Raw genomic sequence first — 17,917 nt, 5'->3', positions numbered from 1 at the left:
TGTCCGGCGATTATAGCGGGTATGCCTATTGCCTAAAAGGTTGATGTGGAAACGATTCACAGAAAAGAGTGTCGGTATTTCCCTCAAACAGGGAGGGCATTACAAAGGTACAGCCAGAGAGTGGCTGCTCACTGCGTTCCTGCTCAGACATGCCATACCAGCCCGTGGTCACAAACAGCATGTCGAGTTTGTCGCCGCCAAAGGTACACCGGGTGGCGTGTTTTACCGGCAATTCTTCCAGATGAATACATTTACCTTCCGGGTTGTATATGCTGACCGCGCCTTTGTTCCAGTGGCACACGTAGAGATTTCCCAGCTTATCTGTGGTCAGGCCATCCGGTAAGCCTTCTTGCTGCGGCAACTGTATAAAGACACGTTTGCTGAGTACGGCAGTCCAGTCGTCATTCATTTGCAGCTCGATAACCTGACCGCGGAACATATTGGCCACGTAGGCACGCTTCAGCCTGGCGTTAAACGCAATGCCATTGGCAACGGCATACCCGCTATCTATCTGGCTGATGGTATGGGTGTCTGCCTGATACCGGTAAAGGCAGCCTTCAGCTAGCTCTAAATGGGCTTCATTCATGGAGCCAAACCAGAGATCACCACTCGGGCAGTTTACTGCATCGTTCAGCCGTATACCGGTCAGTCCTTCGGTTGGGTCGGCGATAAACTCAAAGCCGCTGAAATCTGCCTGGCAGTGGTATAACCCCGCTTTGGTGGCGGCGAGCCAGCCAGAGTGGGCAGGGGCTATGGCCGTGACTGCGACCGGGACGTCGCTGGTGCGATGGGTTTTTGTCATCAGTGAATACTGGTGGACGCGGTTATTCTCAGTATCGACCCAGAACAGTGTCTGTTGCGAGGCCAGCCAGATTGGCGATTCGCCAATTTCACACTGGGTGTCAGTCAGGGTCTGAGCGAAGGGGTTTACCATGATGATTTTCCTATAATGATATTTTAAGTATCAATATAGGTTAATTATTACGAGGTGAACGAACGGCGTTGAAAAAACAAAACCCTGCTCACAGAGCAGGGTTCTGGTTGTCACCTTGCAAGTGTACGCATTACCAGCGGTAATTCAGGGTGGCTATCACACTGCGCTCTTCACCGTAGTAACAGTAGTAGTCACAGCTGGACACATAGGTTTCGTCAAACAGGTTGTTGACGTTCAGCTGTGCTTGCCATTGGTTGTTGATGTCGTATTGAGCACGCATATCCCAAACGGTATAAGACGGAACATTCAGCATTTCTGCGCCTGTTGAAGTGTGGCCGACAGAAGAGCCAATGTATCGGACCGCACCGCCAACCGTTAAGTCTTCAGCGCCTAAGCTGGCAAAGTTGTAATCAGCCTGAGCTGAAGCCATATGACGTGGAATGAGCGGAGAACGTGTCATTTCAGCACCTTCAGAAGGTTTGTACTGACTGTCGTTGTAGGTGTAATTGAACGCGACACTGACGTTTTCCATTGGTTTAGCGACTGCATCTACTTCAACGCCGCGTGAAGTGACTTTACCGGCCTGAGTCTGGGATCCGCCGTCAATCGATGAAACCAAGCCATTGTTTTGATCGATATTAAACCAGGCCAGATTTAAATAGCCGTCAATGAACTCTGGCGTGTATTTCACACCAGCTTCAATCTGTTCACCTTCCAGAGGTTTATAAACCTTATTGGTGAGCGGATCGATAGAGGCAATGACTTCGAAAGACTCTGCATAACTAACGTATGGAGACAGACCTGATTCGGACAAATACATCAAACCACCGCTCATGGATAAGTGATTGTCTGAAACATCTTCGTCAGTATTTGCCGTCTTGTTCTCGTTATCCACATCAACTTCGTCGAAGCGGGCGCCTATTGTCGCGATCCATTTACCGTCAAACTTGAACTGGTTTTTTGCATATAACCCAGCTTGCTTTTTGGTGATTAGTGCATGCGTAGCCAAACTCGGATCGGCCGGAGTGAAGTTGCCGTACTCAGGATCGAAAGCATTGATGGTTCCCATGTTTGAACCCATGGTGTTGGGCCATGGATTTTCTTTGCTGTCGTTCTTGTAATACTGTAAATCAAGGCCAACCAATAAGGTGTTTTCTGTTCGATCACCATACCAATGTCCTGTGACCTGATTGTCCAGACTGTATGTATCTGTTGTGCCATCACGATAAATTAAACCACGGAACAGGTCTGCAGACGTTTCACTACCAAAGGCGTAAGTGCTGCGCAGTAGAAGGTCTGTATAAGCGTAACGAGCATTTTGTTTCAGGCTCCAAACGTCATTAAATGTATGGCTCAGCTCATAACCCAATGAAATTTGCTTGTTCTTATTGATGTCGTAATCTGGCTCACCCAGATTTGTTGACGGGTCGATTTTACCTTGTGGGGTATTGATTAATGTACCGTAAGCAGGGAAAAAGCCGTTTGTCGGAACCCCTTCATCCTCTTTATAGCTGGCAAGGAAAGTAATACTGGTGTCGTCAGACATGTCCCAGGTCAGGCTTGGTGCGAAGTAATAACGGTTATTGTAAGTACCGTCCAATGTGCCATCACGCTCACTCGCCAGGCCGACAATCCGATAACGGACATCGCCATCTTCATTGGCATAATCGGAAATGTCGACACCAATGCGTTTCAGGTTCCGGTTACCGGTTTGCAGCTGCACGTTACCTTCTGGCGTGTCGGTAGGACGCTTGCTGATGGCATTGACAACTCCTCCCGGAGGCGCCTCACCATAAAGCACAGAGGCAGGTCCTTTCAGGATTTCAACGCGCTCAAGACCGAATGGTTCGAGTGTCCATACATAGTATCCGGTAGTGAAAAGACGATTACCGTCCAAGTAAGTTGCCGCATCAAAACCGCGGACTTTAAACCAGTCTGTATCTGTATCTGAACCGTAAGGCGCTGAGAGTACACCAGCCTGATAACGCAGGGCTTCATCCAGCTTCTGGAATTGATTCTTTTCCAGACTATCCTGATCAACAATCGCCATGGTACGAGGCGTTTCAGCCAATGGTGCTTCTACTTTCAGTGTTGACGCAGTCACAACGATAGTCTCTGGCTCAACATCCTGTACGCGGCTTGTTGCTTCATCGGCGAACGCCGGTAAGGCAACAGCAAACAAGGAAATCGGCAGAATATTTTTGTGGCAGATCTGTTTGATTGCCAGCCCAAGCATACTTGGACTTGGCTTGAATAATTGTGTCATAACGCGGATACCCAAACGAATGTAAAACAAATGCGAAGTAATAATTATTGTTATTTGCAATTATACTTACCGACTTCCCAGGGTATGTGATCTTAATCACCTTTTTGATGCGATGAGACAATTCTGCAGAATAAAAAAACATCCAGTATCATATTTTTGCTACAAAATACTGGACTTGATGCATAGGGAAATTGATGAGTTGCCGGAGGGATATTCCAGTTAATTAAACGACATAATTATTCAATTAGTTTAACTTGGTGTGCATTTTTGGGGTGTTTACCACATGTAATGCTGAAAAAATTCATACTTTGATGACAAAGTGTTCACAATTGGTATCGCTATCATTATATTGGTCCGACATACGAAGTAAACGGACTTGTCAGTTATGAATTTATCCATTGCAAGGAAGCTCAGAGTCAGCTTTTTCTTGTTGACTGCATTATTTTTAGCCGCAGCAATTATTCTTTATTTCCAGATCAATAAAGTGGAAAGCCATGCTTATTCACTCCTGAATGTGGATATTCCCACTGTAGATGCCAGCCGTTCCATTCAGCAAAATGCCGAATTTTCATTGTCCAGCCTCCGGGCTTATATGCTGGCGGCAGATGAAGCGCGGCAGGAACGTTACCGTCAACAACTTGACGATGCGTTTACCAAAGTAGATGAAGAAGTCGCCCGTTTACAAAATCATCTGAGTGAAGCGCAATTTAAGTTAGTAAAAGCAGACTGGGAAGCACTGAAAGCCAGTGAAAAAGCGGTGGCCTCTATGAGCCACACACCGGAAAACCTGCCCGCGCATACGTTATTGCAATCAGAAGCGGCGCCGTTAGCGGAAGTGGCTTTAGACCAGCTTCAGGGCATGCTTAATGAAGAGGAAGGTAATCCTGCTGGTGACGATCGTAAGCGATTGATGAAGTTGCTGACAGATGCTTATTCGTCGCTATCTAACGGTCTGGGTGAATTGCGTGCGTTTTTGATCAGCGCCGATCAGGACAATCTGGACAAGTTCGAAGAGTACCTGCGGCATCATAACCGGGCGGTTTCTGAAATTAACCGCAAGCAGGACAGCCTGAGCGACAGCCAGAAAAGTCTCTGGTCGCTGTTTAAGGAAATGCAGGATATGTATTTACCTATGGCGACAGACGTTGTGATGCACCGCCAGGCACAGGACTGGAATAAAGCGAATTACCAGATGGAAACAGAAACCCTGCTTGCCGTCGAACAGCTGGCGCAAACCATTGAAACAGTGGTTCGCGAACAGCAGGTGATTGCTGCCGAAAGTGGTGATGCGATTAGCAGCAGCGTGCAGAAAGTGGTGGTTCTGCTGATAGCTACCAGTGTGATTGCCAGCTTATGTTCTCTGTTTATCGCCACCTGGCTGGGGCGGGATATTGGTTCGCGTTTAAGCCGTGTGGTAACACGTGCGGAAGAAATATCGCACGGTAATTTCTCTGGCAAAGCGCTGGTGAACAAAGGCGCTGATGAAATCGCCGCGTTGATTGATGCGGTTAACCGCATGTCCGTTGCTTTGTCTGGCTTAGTGACCGGGGTGTCCACCAAAGCGCACGCAGTGAATGTCAGCATGGATAAGCTGTTAGCCACCAATGCAGATACAGCTGGGGAAGTGAGCGATCAGGCGTCGCGGATTAACTCTGTGGCGACAGCAATAGAAGAAATGTCCGCCACGGCCCATGAAACGGCACAAAACACCCAGGCGGCATCTGACGATCTTGCGCATTCGGCTTCCCTGCTGGTGAACGGCGAGCAGGCGCTGGATCAAAATCAGCAGACAGTGACAGAGCTGAATACGCTGGTGGCGCAGGCCAGCGACATGGTTCAGCAACTCAGAACCGACAGTGACCGTATTGAACATGTCACGGAAGTGATTCAGGGCGTAGCGGAGCAGACCAATCTGCTGGCGTTGAATGCGGCGATAGAAGCGGCCCGAGCCGGCGAGCTAGGGCGCGGTTTTGCGGTCGTCGCTGACGAAGTCCGCCTGCTGGCCCAGCGCACCACTGAGTCTACAACAGAGATTAACGCGATTGTTGAAGCGCTTCAGGCGTCTACCCATCAGGTCGTACAGGTTATCGAACAGAGCCAGTCTCTGGTTCAGGTGGGCACAGAGCACACTGCAACGGCCAATGAGATGCTCAAAGATACGGTTCGTTACATGGAGGTGGTGTCGCAGAAGGTGAGTGACATTGCGGTTGCAACGGAGCAGCAGTCGAATGTGTCGCAGTCGGTTGCAGAGCTGGTACATCAGTTGTCGTCATCCGCCGACGATGTCTCAGGCAATTGCAAGAATGCTAACCAGACTTCTCGGTCCATCAAATCTCAGGTGGATGAATTGAACAGCGCCATGCAAAAATTTGTGGTGTAGTCATTTCAGTGTTGAGTAAACGAAACCCGGCAACAGCCGGGTTTTTTAATGATGTACAACAATAATCAATGATATTGACCTGAAGACGGAAGTGACTTTGGCCGTCGTTGCTGGACTGAATAACGCTGAACGAGTTTCGAACATCTGGGGACAGCCGCTTCATACTCACGATGAACACACGAACCACGCCTTGGCACTTGCCGTAATATAGGCTTCTTCATGCCAGTCCAGGCGCTCTAACGTTGGTGCCGTCCGGATATCGCCTTTGTACTTTTCGGTCACCAATACCCTCACTTTGCCCTCGGTGGCATTTCGAACCGTCCCTCGGTAGGTATAGCCCAGTGTGCTGTTGCGCGGCCTTTCATACAGACAAACATTTTCGCCGACACTGGTATAAATGTGTTCGCTTTCTTCTGTCCAGGCCCCATTGGCTGCCGGTGCTCTGGTTGGTTCAATCAGTACGGTTGCTGTTGCTGGCGTGTCCAGAAGCCTACGTTCGGGCGAGTAAGGCTGATAGCCCAGCACAATGGCCGAGTTGTACCATTCGTCGTCTGGCGCGCCATCATTTTCAATTACGTTTAACGTTACGAATGGGCCATCGAGACAAAGATCTGCCCATTGATCCGTACCGCTGATGCTGGCAGAGAAGAGAGGGTTTTCCTCGGCAGTGTTGGCGTTTACTACGCACCAGGTGCCTGTCTCCTGTTGATTCAACTGGCCATTGTTGAGGTCACAAACCTGCCTGGCCAGATTCTGAAACTGCGCAATATCTTCCGCGGCTTGCTCCGGGCTGTTACTGCAATACCGGTAGGTATATGAATAGGCGCTTTTGGGGTAATACTGCCCTTTGTCAACCACGGCACCGTTGGAGCGAACCTCATTTTCGTCAATGAAATCCCGGGCAGTGTCATACATACTGTAATCACTGCTGAATCCCAGAGAAGATAAACTGCTGCATCCCGACAGCCAGAAAAGGCCTGTCAAAGTCAGACACGCGCGAGAAAAGTGCTTTTGCATATCATCCACACCTATTACCCAAACACATCATTTTTATGAGGTTAAGTATAGGTAAGTACTCGAAAAAGTGAAGGAATACAGAGGCTAACAATAACGCGGTATCTTTTATAAGAATGATACCGCGCCATTTATCACGTTATATGCGAAAAGGGTTATTTTGCCAGTGCCTGATTCAGCCACTGGTCGAAGTGAGATTTTGGCAGTGCGCCATTGAGGGTATCAACCAGCTTGCCCTGTCTGAAGACCATAATGGTAGGAATACTGCGGATACCGTATTGTGCTGCCAGCGTCTGCTGAGCTTCGGTATCAATTTTTACAAAGCGCACCTGTCCGGTTCTTTCTGCCGCGACATCTTCAAATACCGGGGCAAAACCCACACACGGGTTACACCAGGGCGCCCAGAAATCAACCACAACGGGCTGTTCACTTTGCAGTACAGCCTGAAAGTTCTCGGCGGTACCTTCTAATGGTTTGCCGTCTAGCAGTGCTTCTTTACATGCACCACATACGGCTTTGTCATCAATACGTTCAACGGGAATACGGTTCAGGCCCTGGCAATGCGGGCAACGGGTAGTGATAGTCGACATAATCAATTTCCATCTGTCTCAATATGGGCTCAATGTACTGATTTTATGTCGTTCAGAAAAGAGGGAATCGGGCAATTGTTGCAATAGAGAAAAACGATGAAGGGGTGACAATGCATGGCTAATGCAAGAGAGCACATTAGCCATGACGGGATCGGTAGAGTTCACTGTGGGTTTTCAGTGTAATAAACCCAGCTCTTTGGCTTCCTCAATGGTTAATCCGCATTCACGGATGTCACGCAGCATTTCGATACGGCGGCGTGCGGCAGCTTGTTGACGTTTATTAGCCGAGACTTTAGCAGATGATGCTGATTCGTCCTGCTGATCCCACTTGTTAGCGGCATCAGCCATTTCCAGATATTCAAGTGAGTTGATAGACACAATTACCTCCTGAAAGCACTATGCGTCGAGATCAGGCATATCTTTATCAGAGCTTTCAGACAGGGTCAAAGTAAAGAAATCGTGCTTTGTGACCAAAGGCGTATTTGTGAGATGAAGTCGTCAGCAGGATAAAGTTCTGCTTTGACAGAATTGATTTTCAGAGTATCTTTCGCCGTTCCAGCCTGAGAAAATGCGGGCTGAATAATGCGCCATCCAAGTGCTAAAAAGCCAGTCAGGAGACTGGCTTTTGCATTTCTCAGGCAGCAGTATTCAGCGCAGTTGGTCAACGACCACGCGGACTGCGGCTAACATGTCCTGACCGAAAGCCAGACTGCGTTCCGGCGACCAGCCATAAAAGGCATCCGGTTGCAGGTTGTGATCTTTAAACGGCATTTCAACGGTATACGCCAGACACTTAAATTGCTCACCAACCCAGGCTGTGCCCATGTTCAGATTGGCTTCGCCCGGTGCATCTTTGTCATAGCCATAGTCATCCTGAAATTCCGGTGTAATTGTCAGCAAGGCTTGTTTAAAGTTGTTTTCCAGCGTGGCGTGGCGCTCATCATAAGAAGGAATGCCTTCACAGCCAGCAACAAAATTGTATGGGATGGCTTCATCACCATGAATATCGAGAAACATGTCGACGCCGGTTTTCAGCATACGTTCCCGTACCAGAAAAACTTCCGGGCTTTTTTCCATGCTGGGTGTCTGCCACTCACGGTTCAGGTTGATTCCTGCCGCATTGGTCCGCAGATGGCCTCTGATGCTGCCGTCCGGGTTCATATTCGGCACGATGTAAAAGACGGCACGTTCAAGCAGCGCACGGCCGACAGTGTCGGTTTCATCGAGCAAACGCTGCAACAGACCTTCCATGAACCATTCCGCCATGGTCTCGCCCGGATGCTGGCGCGCAATAATCCAGATCTTCTTCTTCCCTTCGCCTGGCTCGCCTACCGTCAGCAGACTGATATCATTGTTATCAAGAGTGCTGCCCAGGGTTTCCAGCTCGCAGTTGAAGTTCATCTGAGCCTGATGCAGCAAATCGAGGTGTCTGTCGTAACTGTAGGGGGCAAAGTAGGCGAAATACATGGAACGCTGTTCAGGAATCACCTTAAAGCGCAGGGTATCACCGTCAAATTCAGCCGGAATGCGGAACCACTCTTCACGGTCATAAGATGCCACGACATCGTAATCTTTCCAGCCTTCCGGGTAGGCAGATTTCGCTAAATCCTGTAATTCGAAATCATGTTCAACCTGAGCCTGAGTTTCCAGACGAAAGTGAAACCACTGGTAAAAATCAGATTGGTTGTCTTTGTTGATTCGCAGCTGAATATCACCAGGATGGTCGGCTTTTACAACATCAATATTGCCGCTTTCGAAGTTACTGAAAATGTTCATCTCTCTAAACCTTGTAAGGTAAATGAAGGCAGAAGGTTAGCACAACTATAGCAAGAGCATAACCAGAGTGCTGTTTGCCGCGCTGTCTTGTGGCCGTTAAGCTATGTGCACAGTTAAGTAACCACGGAGTGGCAAAGTTGGGATTGCATTATTCATCACGGGCACTGATAGAAGTGCAGGGAAAAGTACTCCTGGTAAGACGGGTCGGGGAGGCATTCACGTTTCTCCCTGGGGGCCATGTTGATGCCGGGGAAGCGGCAGTGCAGGCTGTCGCAAGAGAAATCCGTGAAGAAACCGGGCTTACAGCCGAGATCGGGGATTTGATCGGGATCGCTGAAAATGACTGGCAGGAAAATGGCCAGCATCAAACGGAAATCGCGCTGGTGTTTCGTGGCCGTCTTGCCGGTATTGATGAACCGGCAGACATTGTTTCAAAAGAACCCCATATTGAATTTATCTGGGCGGACAAGTTACAACTGGACGCACATCAGCTTCACCCCGTTGCGCTACGCGATATCATCCGTGATGACACTTGCGACTATCTGGGGTTTGTGGCGTCAGATTTAGTGTGAGAGGCTTTTTTTGATGCAAAAAGAGAGTAAAGTCATCAGTTAACTTTCCGTCTGGCGGCTTATTGAGCAGTTGAACTTTTTTTACTTTACAGCGCCATCATCCCCACGTATTATTCGCCGCACTTACGGAGAGATGGCTGAGTGGTTGAAAGCACCGGTCTTGAAAACCGGCATACGTTAATAGCGTATCTAGGGTTCAAATCCCTATCTCTCCGCCACATTTGAAAGCCTCGTCATAAGACGGGGCTTTTTTCATTGAGATTTAGTGTGCGTTTTCCGGGATTTGAAAATCCCTCTATACCTCGTTCTGGCTCCACCACATTCGAAGAAACCGCTGAACTGTCAGCGGTTTTTTTTCGCCTGAACCTTGGCAAGATGAGACAGGGTGAAGAACCCTAGAAGGGGCGGACGGCGAGTCTTCAGCCGAGCGAAGCGAGACCACGTTGCCTTTCAGGCAACGCCCGAAGGGGCGCGAGCTTGCGAGTGATAAATCCCCCCATGCCTTGTTTTGGCTCCGCCACATTCGAAAGCCTCGTCATCAGACGGGGACGCCTAGTCGGGGCTTTTTTCATTGAGATTTAGTGTGCGTTTTCCAGGATTTGAAAATCCCTCTATACCTTGTTCTGGCTCCGCCACATTCGAAGAAACCGCTGAACTGTCAGCGGTTTTTTTTCGCCTGAACCTTGGCAAGATGAGATAGGCAGAAGATGTCTGGACCAATTCAGCCGAGTCCTTCAGGCAGAAGCATAAGCTCAATTCTCCAATCCTGTATTTCGTCTCAATAAAGGACAACGCCGCCCCCGTGAATGGGTTTTACTCTATTGATAGGTTGATTTAACTACACGGGATCCGTTCTGGAGCGCCGTGGTGCGTCTGCGCCATAAACCACTGTCAGCGAAACGAGCGAACACTCTGTGAATATGGTTCAGGTAATAAATAACGCGGAGGCGGGTATGAGCCAGCTAGAGGCGGCATCCATTGATAAATTCAGGGTGCATTTTCAGGGGACGGTTATCGTCCCCAAAGATGATGAATATGATGAGGTCCGGCAGATCTGGAACGCGATGATTGACCGTAAACCGGCTCTCATCGCGCGCTGTGTTTCGGCAGAATGTGTGATTCAGGCGGTGAATTTTGCCCGTGAACATGACCTTCTGCTGTCAGTGCGCGGCGGTGGGCACAATATTGCCGGTAACGCGGTTTGCGATGGCGGGATCATGATTGACTTGTCATTGATGAAGGCGGTGCATGTCAACCCGAATACCCGAAAGGTGATGGTGGAGCCGGGATGCACGCTGGGCGATGTGGATGCCGCGGTACAGAAATACGGCCTTGCTACCCCGTTCGGCATTAACTCAACCACAGGTGTGGCAGGTTTGACCCTGGGAGGTGGCTTTGGATGGTTAAGCCGTCTTTACGGTATGACGATCGATAATTTACTTTCCGCCCATGTTGTGACTGCCAAAGGCACACAGGTCACAGCCAGCGAGACTGAAAACGCTGATCTGTTCTGGGGTTTACGGGGCGGCGGCGGTAATTTTGGGATTGTGACCAGTTTTGAGTTTCAGTTGCACCCTGTGGGTCCGGATGTGCTTAGTGGGCTGATCGTCTTTCCGTTTGAGCAGGCAAAAGCCATTCTGACGCAGTTTGCCCGTTTTACGGAATCTATGCCAGAAGCGCTGAATGTATGGATGGTGACCCGCAAAGCGCCGCCTTTGCCATTTTTGCCGGAAACGGTTCATGGCAAAGAAATGATCGCGCTGGCATTGTGCTATTTTGGCGATCCTGCAGAAGGTGAAGAACTGATTGCGCCGCTGCGCAGTTTCGGAACACCCTACGGTGAGCACATCGGCGTACAGCCTTACGTTGCCTGGCAGCAGGCATTTGATCCTTTGCTTGCCCCGGGGGCGCGAAATTACTGGAAGTCGCACAACTTTACCCATTTATCGGATGAGGTACTGGATGTGCTGATCGAATACGCCGGCAAGCTGCCGTCACCGCACTGCGAGATATTTATCGGCACCATTGGCGGCCAGACAGAAAAGGTATCGCCGGATGCCATGGCATACGCCAGCCGCGACGCACGCTATGTCATGAATGTCCACGGACGCTGGGACACCGCCGCGGAAGATGAAGCCTGTATCGCCTGGGCACGGGAATTCTTCACCCAGTCACAACCATTCGCCAGTGCCGGGGCATACATTAATTTTCTGACTCAGGACGAAAGTGATCGGATTGCCTTCGCGTACGGTGAAGCCTACAAACGTCTGGTGGCACTGAAAACGAAATACGATCCCCACAATCTGTTCAGGATGAATCAGAATATCAAACCAGAATAAGCGCGCTTTGCTGCAAGAGAAAACATCAGGCTTATTAATGAGACCGCCCCAACGGGAGCGGTCTCGGTTTATTGTCATTGAAGCTTACTTGTCCCAATCACAACGGTTGTTGTCCGGAACGAGTAAGACAGTGTTGGCGTGCGTCTTTAGGGTATTAAACATACTTGTAAGGAGACATGTCATGCTAAATCCTGCGAAAAAATATATTCCCGCATCAGTGATAGATTTCCCTCAACGCAGTTGGCCGTCACAGAAGCTGGTTCAGGCGCCTCGTTGGTGTTCGACAGATCTGCGAGATGGGAATCAGGCTTTGGTCAACCCGATGGATTTTGATAAAAAAGCACGCTTTTTTGACCATTTGATTCAATGCGGGTTTAAAGAAATTGAAGTTGCCTTTCCGTCTGCATCAACAATCGATTATGACTTTGTGAGGTATCTGATAGAACAAAGAAAGATACCCCAAGATGTGTGGATTCAGGTGATTACTCAGTCCCGGCCGGAACTGATTGAAAAAACGATGAGTTCACTGAGGGGAGCTCCCCGTGCCATTGTGCATTTGTATAATGCAACAGCGCCCGTGTTTCGAGAGATTGTGTTTAAAAAGAGCAAAGAAGAAACACTCAATATGGCCGTAAGTGGTGTAAAGCAAATTCGTCAGTTATGCGAAGAAAATACCGAGACAGACTGGGTTCTTGAATACTCTCCGGAGACATTCTGTTTTACTGAGTTCGAGTATGCGCTGGCTATCTGTGAAGCTGTCAGGGATGCATGGCAACCGGATGAAAAGCGGCCTTTAATCTTAAACTTACCCACCACTGTGGAAGTAAATACGCCAAACGTGTATGCCGATCAAATCGAAAAATTCATCCATTCTTTTTCTGATTTACGACACGTGACAATCAGTATCCATCCTCATAATGACAGAGGCACAGGTGTTGCCGCTGCTGAATTGGCTATGCTGGCTGGTGCTCAACGTGTCGAGGGGTGTTTATTCGGTAATGGTGAACGGACAGGAAATGTTGATATTGTCACCCTGGCGCTGAACTTGTATACGCAGGGAATTACACCTCATCTGGATTTTTCAGATATCAGAGCATCGGTAGAAATTGTTGAAGAGTGTAACGCGCTGCCCGTTCACCCCAGACACCCTTATGCGGGAGAAATGGTGTTTACCGCTTTTTCAGGCTCCCATCAGGATGCAATCAAAAAAGGCTTTGATGCCAGAGCGAATGAGCCATCTGAGCGATGGCAAGTGCCTTACTTACCGATAGATCCGAAAGATGTGGGTTGTGATTATGAAGCGGTCATCCGGGTAAATAGCCAGTCAGGAAAAAGTGGCGCTGCCTGGCTTATTGAGAAAAATCATGGTTTGAAATTACCACGGAATCTGCAGATAGATTTTAGCCAGCAGGTACAGCGTTGCAGCGAGCAACACGGACTCGAATTAAGTCTGGCAGAGATATGGACCTTGTTTCGCCGTCACTATGGTATGGCACCCTATAACTCAATGCTTTTGCTGGACTACGAGAGTAAGCCTGAGGGGGCAGAGCAAAGCATCACCGCCAGGGTTCGATATCACAATCAGGTGATAAAGGTTCAGGGAAGATGTAATGGTTTGTTAAGTGCTCTTATCTGTGGCCTTGAAAGAATACTGGACATTCCGATAGCGATAAGGCATTACTCCGAACATACGCTGGGTAAAACAACCCACAGCCGTGCGGTTTCATATATTGAATGTCATTCATTCCAAAGTGGGTGTTATTTTGGTGTTGCGATTGAAAATGATACTAGTCGAGCATCATTACAAGCGACATTGAATGCGGTGTCTAATCTGCTGGCTGAATCGGAAATTCAGATTTTCCCGACCGGGAAGACAGAGTATTTAGATTCAGTCGAAAGTGATGAGTAACTCTGAAATGTCCCCTGCCAGTCAGTCTGGCATAGAGAGTAAATTGAGGTGGTCATAATGTATTTCCAGTCTGAGTCAATACATGGTGGATTGAAAGCGCTGGCGTATTGTTACTTTCATGGTGATACCGAACCACCTCATTCTCATACAACGGCCCAACTGCTCCATACACTGCATGGTTTACTACGCATAGAAACGGAAAAAGGGAGTTGGATAGTACCACCTGGGCGGGGATTGTGGATTCCAGCCGGAATGACGCACAGCTTAAGGGCGAATGGTACTGTACAGGTGAAAACGTTATTTATTGATCCCTTTGCTCGTGCGGATTTACCGAATGAGTGTCAGGTGCTGGAGGTGACCCCCTTACTACGAGAGTTAATTCTTGCTGCGATCAATATTCCTCAAGACTACCCAAAAGGTGGAAAAGAAGAGCGGATTGTTGAGTTAATACTAGATGAGCTCAGAGAAATTTCCGCATTGGATTTTTACGTCCCTGTACCCCGCGAAGATTCTGGCTTGAAAGCTATCTGTGAAAAAATATCCTCCCGGCTGGAGCATCCTTGGGCGCTTACAGATGCAGCGAAAATGTTAGGGATCTCGGAACGCAGCGTGTCGAGAAAGTACCATCTGCATTTAGGGTTAAGTTTTGGTGAATGGCTCCGTAGACAGCGGTTATCTCGTAGCCTGGAATTATTGTCCAGCGGTTTGAATGTGATGGACACATCTCTTGCAGTTGGTTATGACAGCCCTGGTGCATTCAGCACTATGTTTAAAAGCCGGGTGGGACTTTCTCCAACCGAGTATCAGCTGTTATCCAGAGACTAAAAAGACCCCGCCTGTTACCTGTCGTGATCTTTCAGCTCAGCATCACCACGCCATGCAAAACAATCACGCCTGCAGTCAGTCTGCCACGCAAGGTCTGATACCCCTTAGGGTTTACTTCCCCTTCGGTTTGCCGGATGAGCTTCTCGGCAAACCAGACGGCCAGATAACCCAGCGCCAGTAAACCTATCGCGATAAGGTCATGTTTATGGCCTTGCAGGATGGCCGCCCAGGCAAGCAGCACAAACAGATTGCTCAATATAAGGGCATTGCGGCTGAGTGTATGGGAGATATGGTCAATGGCATTCCCCCAGAGTATCCCGGATAAAAAGCTCAGGATAACGGCACTGTAAGCAATGAACATTTGTTGCCCGGACAGGTTAAAAAGCGTGATGTCGGCAACAGCAAGCAGGGCGGTGATAACAAAAGGGACCAGCCCTAAATACCCGAGTTCTTTCATGATGGTGTTGGGTTCTTGCATGAGCCAATCCTATATAACAAGCATGAGGTAAGCGCTTACCTTGTTGTATTGACTATAGCTTCTGGAAATATCTCTCGCCAAAAGCAGTGGTGTCTTTTGGCGCGAGAGTCTGAGCAGAATGTGCTCAGTATTTGATTTTCGAATACTTGCCAGTGAATCATTTAATTTCAGAGTACTCAGGACAATACGTATAGTGTCGGTTTATCCTGTGTAATGTATCCAGTCATAGTCACACGCAATTAAAAGGCGCAGTATGAATCCATTTTTATCGCAAGCTATCTTATTGGCAGAGAAGAACGTGAAAGAAGGCGGACGCCCCTTTGGCGCAGTCGTTGTAAAAGACCAAAAAGTGATTGCGACAGGGGTAAACCGGATGCAGGCGGAGTGTGATCCTACAGCGCACGCTGAACTGCTCGCGTTACGTGAGGCCGGTAAAGCACTCAAATCCCCGCGACTGGATGGCTGTAAAGTGTATGCCAGCGGTCAGCCGTGTCCTATGTGCTTAGCCGCAATGCGAATGTCCGGTGTTACTGAGATAGTGTTTGCTTACTCTAATGAACAGGCGGAACCTTTTGGCTTATCTACCGCCGCGATAGCACAGGATCTATCCGTACCCGTTGACCAGCAGAACTGGGCGGTGATCTCACATCAACCGGATCCGGCGGCGGTTAAGGCGGAGCACCATCTGTACGAAAAGTGGCAGGCGGCAGGTTCATCCCCAGATACACAATCATGATAACGGCGACCAAGCATTCCCGGCATCGTTCAGACTGGATGATACTCGTACTGATTGTATTAATCGGCCTGAACCTCAGACCCTTTCTGGTTGCTCCCGGACCCATTTTAAACACCATTATGTCCGAGTTGGGGATGACAGTGTATTCAGCGTCTTTACTGACGCTGCTACCTATGTTGCTCATGGGAATAGGTGCCTTTGTTTCTCCCGGACTTCAGGCCACCTGGGGAATGCGAAAAGGGATGTTAAGTGCCCTGGCGATCCTCTTACTGGGAACGTTATGGCGATTCTGGGTACAGGATGGATGGACGTTCATCGTTACCGCTGTGTTGTGCGGGGCAGGTGTGGCATTTGTACAGTCAGCCATGCCCGGGTTGATTAAATCCTCATTTCCCCGGCAGGTCGCACCTATCACAGGTGTGTATTCGGCTTGTCTGATGGTGGGCGGGGCGCTGGGTGCTTACAGTGTTCCGCACTTAGTGGATGCTGGTCTGAGCTGGCGTCAATCCTTAGGGCTGCTGGCTGTGCCTGTTTTTATCGCCATTGTGGTGGGGTGCCGTTATTTAACCGAGGTACAGACAAACCGGCGAAATATGACTCAGGTGCATGCTTTTTTGCATCGCCCCCGCACCTGGTCCTTGATGGTTGCATTTGGCTTGGTTAACGGTGGCTACTCCACACTGGTTGCCTGGCTGGCACCTTATTATCAGTCACTGGGTTGGGAGCGCACTGACAGTGCAACGCTGATTGTGGTCATGTCTGTCTGTCAGGCTATCAGCGCCGTGGGACTGCCGCTATTGGCAAGCAAGCAAACGGACCGGCGTTTGTGGTTAATGCTGACGCTCGTTATGCAGTCGGTGGGATTTTGTGGGTTGGCTCTCTGGCCGGCCGAAACGGCTTTGTTGTGGGTCGGGATGTGTGGTGCAGGGCTGGGTGGCAGTTTTTCATTAATTATTGTGACTGCGCTGGACCACAGCAAGGCCCCGGAAGAGGCGGGAACACTGGCAGCTCTGATGCAAGGAGGCGGGTTTATTATTGCGGGCCTGGCTCCCTGGGTGATTGCCTTACTGAATGATATGACGGGTTCGTTTGTGTCTGGCTGGCTGCTGCATTTAGCTCTGGTGGTGATCACAGCTTGTCTCTACTGGCGGTTTAATCCGCGCTATTACGATCAGGTGATGTCGCCTGTCGCTGTGAGTCAGCGTTGATAACCGTCTCGGAATCCGGCGCAAAACGATAACGCGGTTGGTGGGAGGAAGCGTCATTTCTCAGAGACTCAGCTACAGTTATTCCTACAGAAGAATTTGACGGTTCAGGCATTTGCAGAAAGGCCGATACGGCACTGAATAGCTTTCCTGCAGGATGTGCCTACCGTCATTGAACTATCGCATTCACTAAATGGAGAAAAGTAATGAAAGTTCTGTATTCAACAAAAGCAACATCGACTGGCGGTCGTGACGGAGCATCGGAGTCAGCGGACGGTAAACTGAAAGTGAAACTCAGCACACCCACCGAGCTGGGTGGTCAGGGGGGAGACGGCACTAACCCGGAGCAGTTATTTGCGGCAGGTTATTCCGCCTGTTTTATCGGTGCAATGAAATTTGTTGCCGCTCAGGACAGCATTAAATTACCTGGCGAGCCAAGTGTGACAGCGCAAGTCGGTATCGGTGAAAATCCTGCCGGTGTGGGGTTTGCAATTGATGTCGAGCTGCACATTTCACTGCCGGGAATGGATCGCGAAGCCGCCACTCAACTTGCTGAGAAAGCACATCAGGTTTGCCCGTATTCAAATGCAACGCGCGGTAACGTGCGGGTAGAGCTGATTGTTAAATAACATTCATTGTATGACAATGAATCAATGAGAATAGTAAAGGGCTTAAATAGCCCTTTTTTCTTTGAACTTTATTATATTACATAATGAATGTGCCGCCTGTCAGAAAGCCTGAATCAGGTTTGGATCTGAGACAATAATAAAAACAGTGATGACCAGTTAAAAAGCATGTTAAAGAACCAATGGTCGACTGTTGATAATGTTAAAATGAAACCACTATAAACGACCATTTTAAAACTTTAATTAAGTGGAAGTGAAAATTCATTT

General features: G+C 49.0%; 15 protein-coding genes and 1 tRNA gene. 9 read left to right on the top strand and 7 right to left on the bottom strand.

Annotation, left to right across the window (positions count from 1 at the left end; all coding sequences use genetic code 11):
- Window positions 1–25: 25 nt before the first annotated feature.
- Both D6M16_RS13605 and D6M16_RS13600 read right to left on the bottom strand, forming a co-directional pair.
- Window positions 26–934, bottom strand: coding sequence for an SMP-30/gluconolactonase/LRE family protein (locus D6M16_RS13605; protein WP_120512409.1), 909 nt, complete (start codon window positions 932–934; stop codon window positions 26–28).
- Window positions 935–1,064: 130 nt separating this feature from the next.
- Entirely contained in the window at window positions 1,065–3,200 is a 2,136-nt protein-coding gene (locus D6M16_RS13600; protein WP_162941039.1) for a TonB-dependent siderophore receptor, read from the bottom strand.
- A 385-nt stretch (window positions 3,201–3,585) separates the two neighbouring features.
- Between D6M16_RS13600 and D6M16_RS13595 the strand changes: the two genes are divergently transcribed.
- Entirely contained in the window at window positions 3,586–5,580 is a 1,995-nt protein-coding gene (locus D6M16_RS13595; protein WP_120512407.1) for a methyl-accepting chemotaxis protein, read from the top strand.
- Window positions 5,581–5,745: 165 nt separating this feature from the next.
- Here the strand turns inward: D6M16_RS13595 and D6M16_RS13590 are convergent, their stop codons facing one another.
- From D6M16_RS13590 to D6M16_RS13575, 4 genes are all read right to left on the bottom strand, one after another.
- Entirely contained in the window at window positions 5,746–6,597 is an 852-nt protein-coding gene (locus tag D6M16_RS13590) for a hypothetical protein (protein WP_120512406.1), read from the bottom strand.
- A 152-nt stretch (window positions 6,598–6,749) separates the two neighbouring features.
- On the bottom strand, window positions 6,750–7,184 hold the full coding sequence (gene trxC / locus D6M16_RS13585; protein ID WP_120512405.1) for a thioredoxin TrxC: 435 nt from the start codon (window positions 7,182–7,184) through the stop codon (window positions 6,750–6,752).
- Window positions 7,185–7,358: 174 nt separating this feature from the next.
- Window positions 7,359–7,562: a hypothetical protein gene (locus D6M16_RS13580; protein WP_120512404.1), complete on the bottom strand. Its 204-nt coding sequence runs from the start codon at window positions 7,560–7,562 to the stop codon at window positions 7,359–7,361.
- Between the two features lie 270 nt (window positions 7,563–7,832).
- Window positions 7,833–8,960 carry a M14 family metallopeptidase gene (locus tag D6M16_RS13575; RefSeq protein WP_120512403.1) on the bottom strand — a complete coding sequence of 376 codons (1,128 nt, stop codon included), beginning with the start codon at window positions 8,958–8,960 and terminating at the stop codon, window positions 7,833–7,835.
- 128 nt (window positions 8,961–9,088) lie between these two features.
- Here D6M16_RS13575 and D6M16_RS13570 point away from each other — a divergent pair, with 128 nt between their 5' ends.
- The 5 genes from D6M16_RS13570 to D6M16_RS13550 all read left to right on the top strand — a co-directional run bounded on the left by D6M16_RS13570 (window position 9,089) and on the right by D6M16_RS13550 (window position 14,605).
- Window positions 9,089–9,532 (top strand): NUDIX domain-containing protein, encoded by a 444-nt coding sequence (locus tag D6M16_RS13570; RefSeq protein ID WP_162941038.1) that lies wholly within the window; start codon window positions 9,089–9,091, stop codon window positions 9,530–9,532.
- A gap of 127 nt (window positions 9,533–9,659) precedes the next feature.
- Window positions 9,660–9,750 (top strand) — tRNA-Ser (locus D6M16_RS13565).
- Window positions 9,751–10,485: 735 nt separating this feature from the next.
- Window positions 10,486–11,871 carry an FAD-binding oxidoreductase gene (locus D6M16_RS13560; protein ID WP_120512401.1) on the top strand — a complete coding sequence of 462 codons (1,386 nt, stop codon included), beginning with the start codon at window positions 10,486–10,488 and terminating at the stop codon, window positions 11,869–11,871.
- Window positions 11,872–12,052: 181 nt separating this feature from the next.
- Entirely contained in the window at window positions 12,053–13,780 is a 1,728-nt protein-coding gene (gene leuA, locus D6M16_RS13555) for a 2-isopropylmalate synthase (protein WP_120512400.1), read from the top strand.
- Between the two features lie 57 nt (window positions 13,781–13,837).
- Entirely contained in the window at window positions 13,838–14,605 is a 768-nt protein-coding gene (locus D6M16_RS13550; RefSeq protein ID WP_120512399.1) for an AraC family transcriptional regulator, read from the top strand.
- A gap of 31 nt (window positions 14,606–14,636) precedes the next feature.
- On the opposite strand, the gene D6M16_RS13545 is transcribed toward D6M16_RS13550, so the two are convergent.
- The gene (locus D6M16_RS13545) at window positions 14,637–15,083 is read right to left on the bottom strand and encodes a DUF3429 domain-containing protein (protein ID WP_240435619.1); all 447 of its coding nucleotides are present in this window, start codon (window positions 15,081–15,083) and stop codon (window positions 14,637–14,639) included.
- Window positions 15,084–15,336: 253 nt separating this feature from the next.
- On the opposite strand from D6M16_RS13545, the gene D6M16_RS13540 reads away from it, so the two are divergent.
- From D6M16_RS13540 to D6M16_RS13530, 3 genes are all read left to right on the top strand, one after another.
- Entirely contained in the window at window positions 15,337–15,819 is a 483-nt protein-coding gene (locus D6M16_RS13540) for a nucleoside deaminase (RefSeq protein ID WP_120512398.1), read from the top strand.
- On the top strand, window positions 15,816–17,027 hold the full coding sequence (locus D6M16_RS13535; protein WP_120512397.1) for a cyanate transporter: 1,212 nt from the start codon (window positions 15,816–15,818) through the stop codon (window positions 17,025–17,027). The genes D6M16_RS13540 and D6M16_RS13535 overlap by 4 nt, the downstream gene beginning before the upstream one ends.
- A 203-nt stretch (window positions 17,028–17,230) precedes the next feature.
- On the top strand, window positions 17,231–17,653 hold the full coding sequence (locus tag D6M16_RS13530) for an organic hydroperoxide resistance protein (RefSeq protein ID WP_120512396.1): 423 nt from the start codon (window positions 17,231–17,233) through the stop codon (window positions 17,651–17,653).
- Window positions 17,654–17,917 lie beyond the last annotated feature (264 nt).

This window comes from Photobacterium salinisoli (assembly GCF_003614885.1).
GTDB classification, from domain to species: Bacteria; Pseudomonadota; Gammaproteobacteria; order Enterobacterales; family Vibrionaceae; genus Photobacterium; species Photobacterium salinisoli.
This window is presented reverse-complemented; position numbering and strand designations above follow the sequence as displayed.

Bases quoted from the DNA above. Each gene is read 5' to 3' on its own strand.
- D6M16_RS13605 (WP_120512409.1), bottom strand. From the start codon at position 934: ATGGTAAACCCCTTCGCTCAGACCCTGACTGACACCCAGTGTGAAATT.
- D6M16_RS13600 (WP_162941039.1), bottom strand. From the start codon at position 3,200: ATGACACAATTATTCAAGCCAAGTCCAAGTATGCTTGGGCTGGCAATC.
- D6M16_RS13595 (WP_120512407.1), top strand. From the start codon at position 3,586: ATGAATTTATCCATTGCAAGGAAGCTCAGAGTCAGCTTTTTCTTGTTG.
- D6M16_RS13590 (WP_120512406.1), bottom strand. From the start codon at position 6,597: ATGCAAAAGCACTTTTCTCGCGCGTGTCTGACTTTGACAGGCCTTTTC.
- trxC (WP_120512405.1), bottom strand. From the start codon at position 7,184: ATGTCGACTATCACTACCCGTTGCCCGCATTGCCAGGGCCTGAACCGT.
- D6M16_RS13575 (WP_120512403.1), bottom strand. From the start codon at position 8,960: ATGAACATTTTCAGTAACTTCGAAAGCGGCAATATTGATGTTGTAAAA.
- D6M16_RS13560 (WP_120512401.1), top strand. From the start codon at position 10,486: ATGAGCCAGCTAGAGGCGGCATCCATTGATAAATTCAGGGTGCATTTT.
- leuA (WP_120512400.1), top strand. From the start codon at position 12,053: ATGCTAAATCCTGCGAAAAAATATATTCCCGCATCAGTGATAGATTTC.
- D6M16_RS13550 (WP_120512399.1), top strand. From the start codon at position 13,838: ATGTATTTCCAGTCTGAGTCAATACATGGTGGATTGAAAGCGCTGGCG.
- D6M16_RS13545 (WP_240435619.1), bottom strand. From the start codon at position 15,083: ATGCAAGAACCCAACACCATCATGAAAGAACTCGGGTATTTAGGGCTG.
- D6M16_RS13540 (WP_120512398.1), top strand. From the start codon at position 15,337: ATGAATCCATTTTTATCGCAAGCTATCTTATTGGCAGAGAAGAACGTG.
- D6M16_RS13535 (WP_120512397.1), top strand. From the start codon at position 15,816: ATGATAACGGCGACCAAGCATTCCCGGCATCGTTCAGACTGGATGATA.
- D6M16_RS13530 (WP_120512396.1), top strand. From the start codon at position 17,231: ATGAAAGTTCTGTATTCAACAAAAGCAACATCGACTGGCGGTCGTGAC.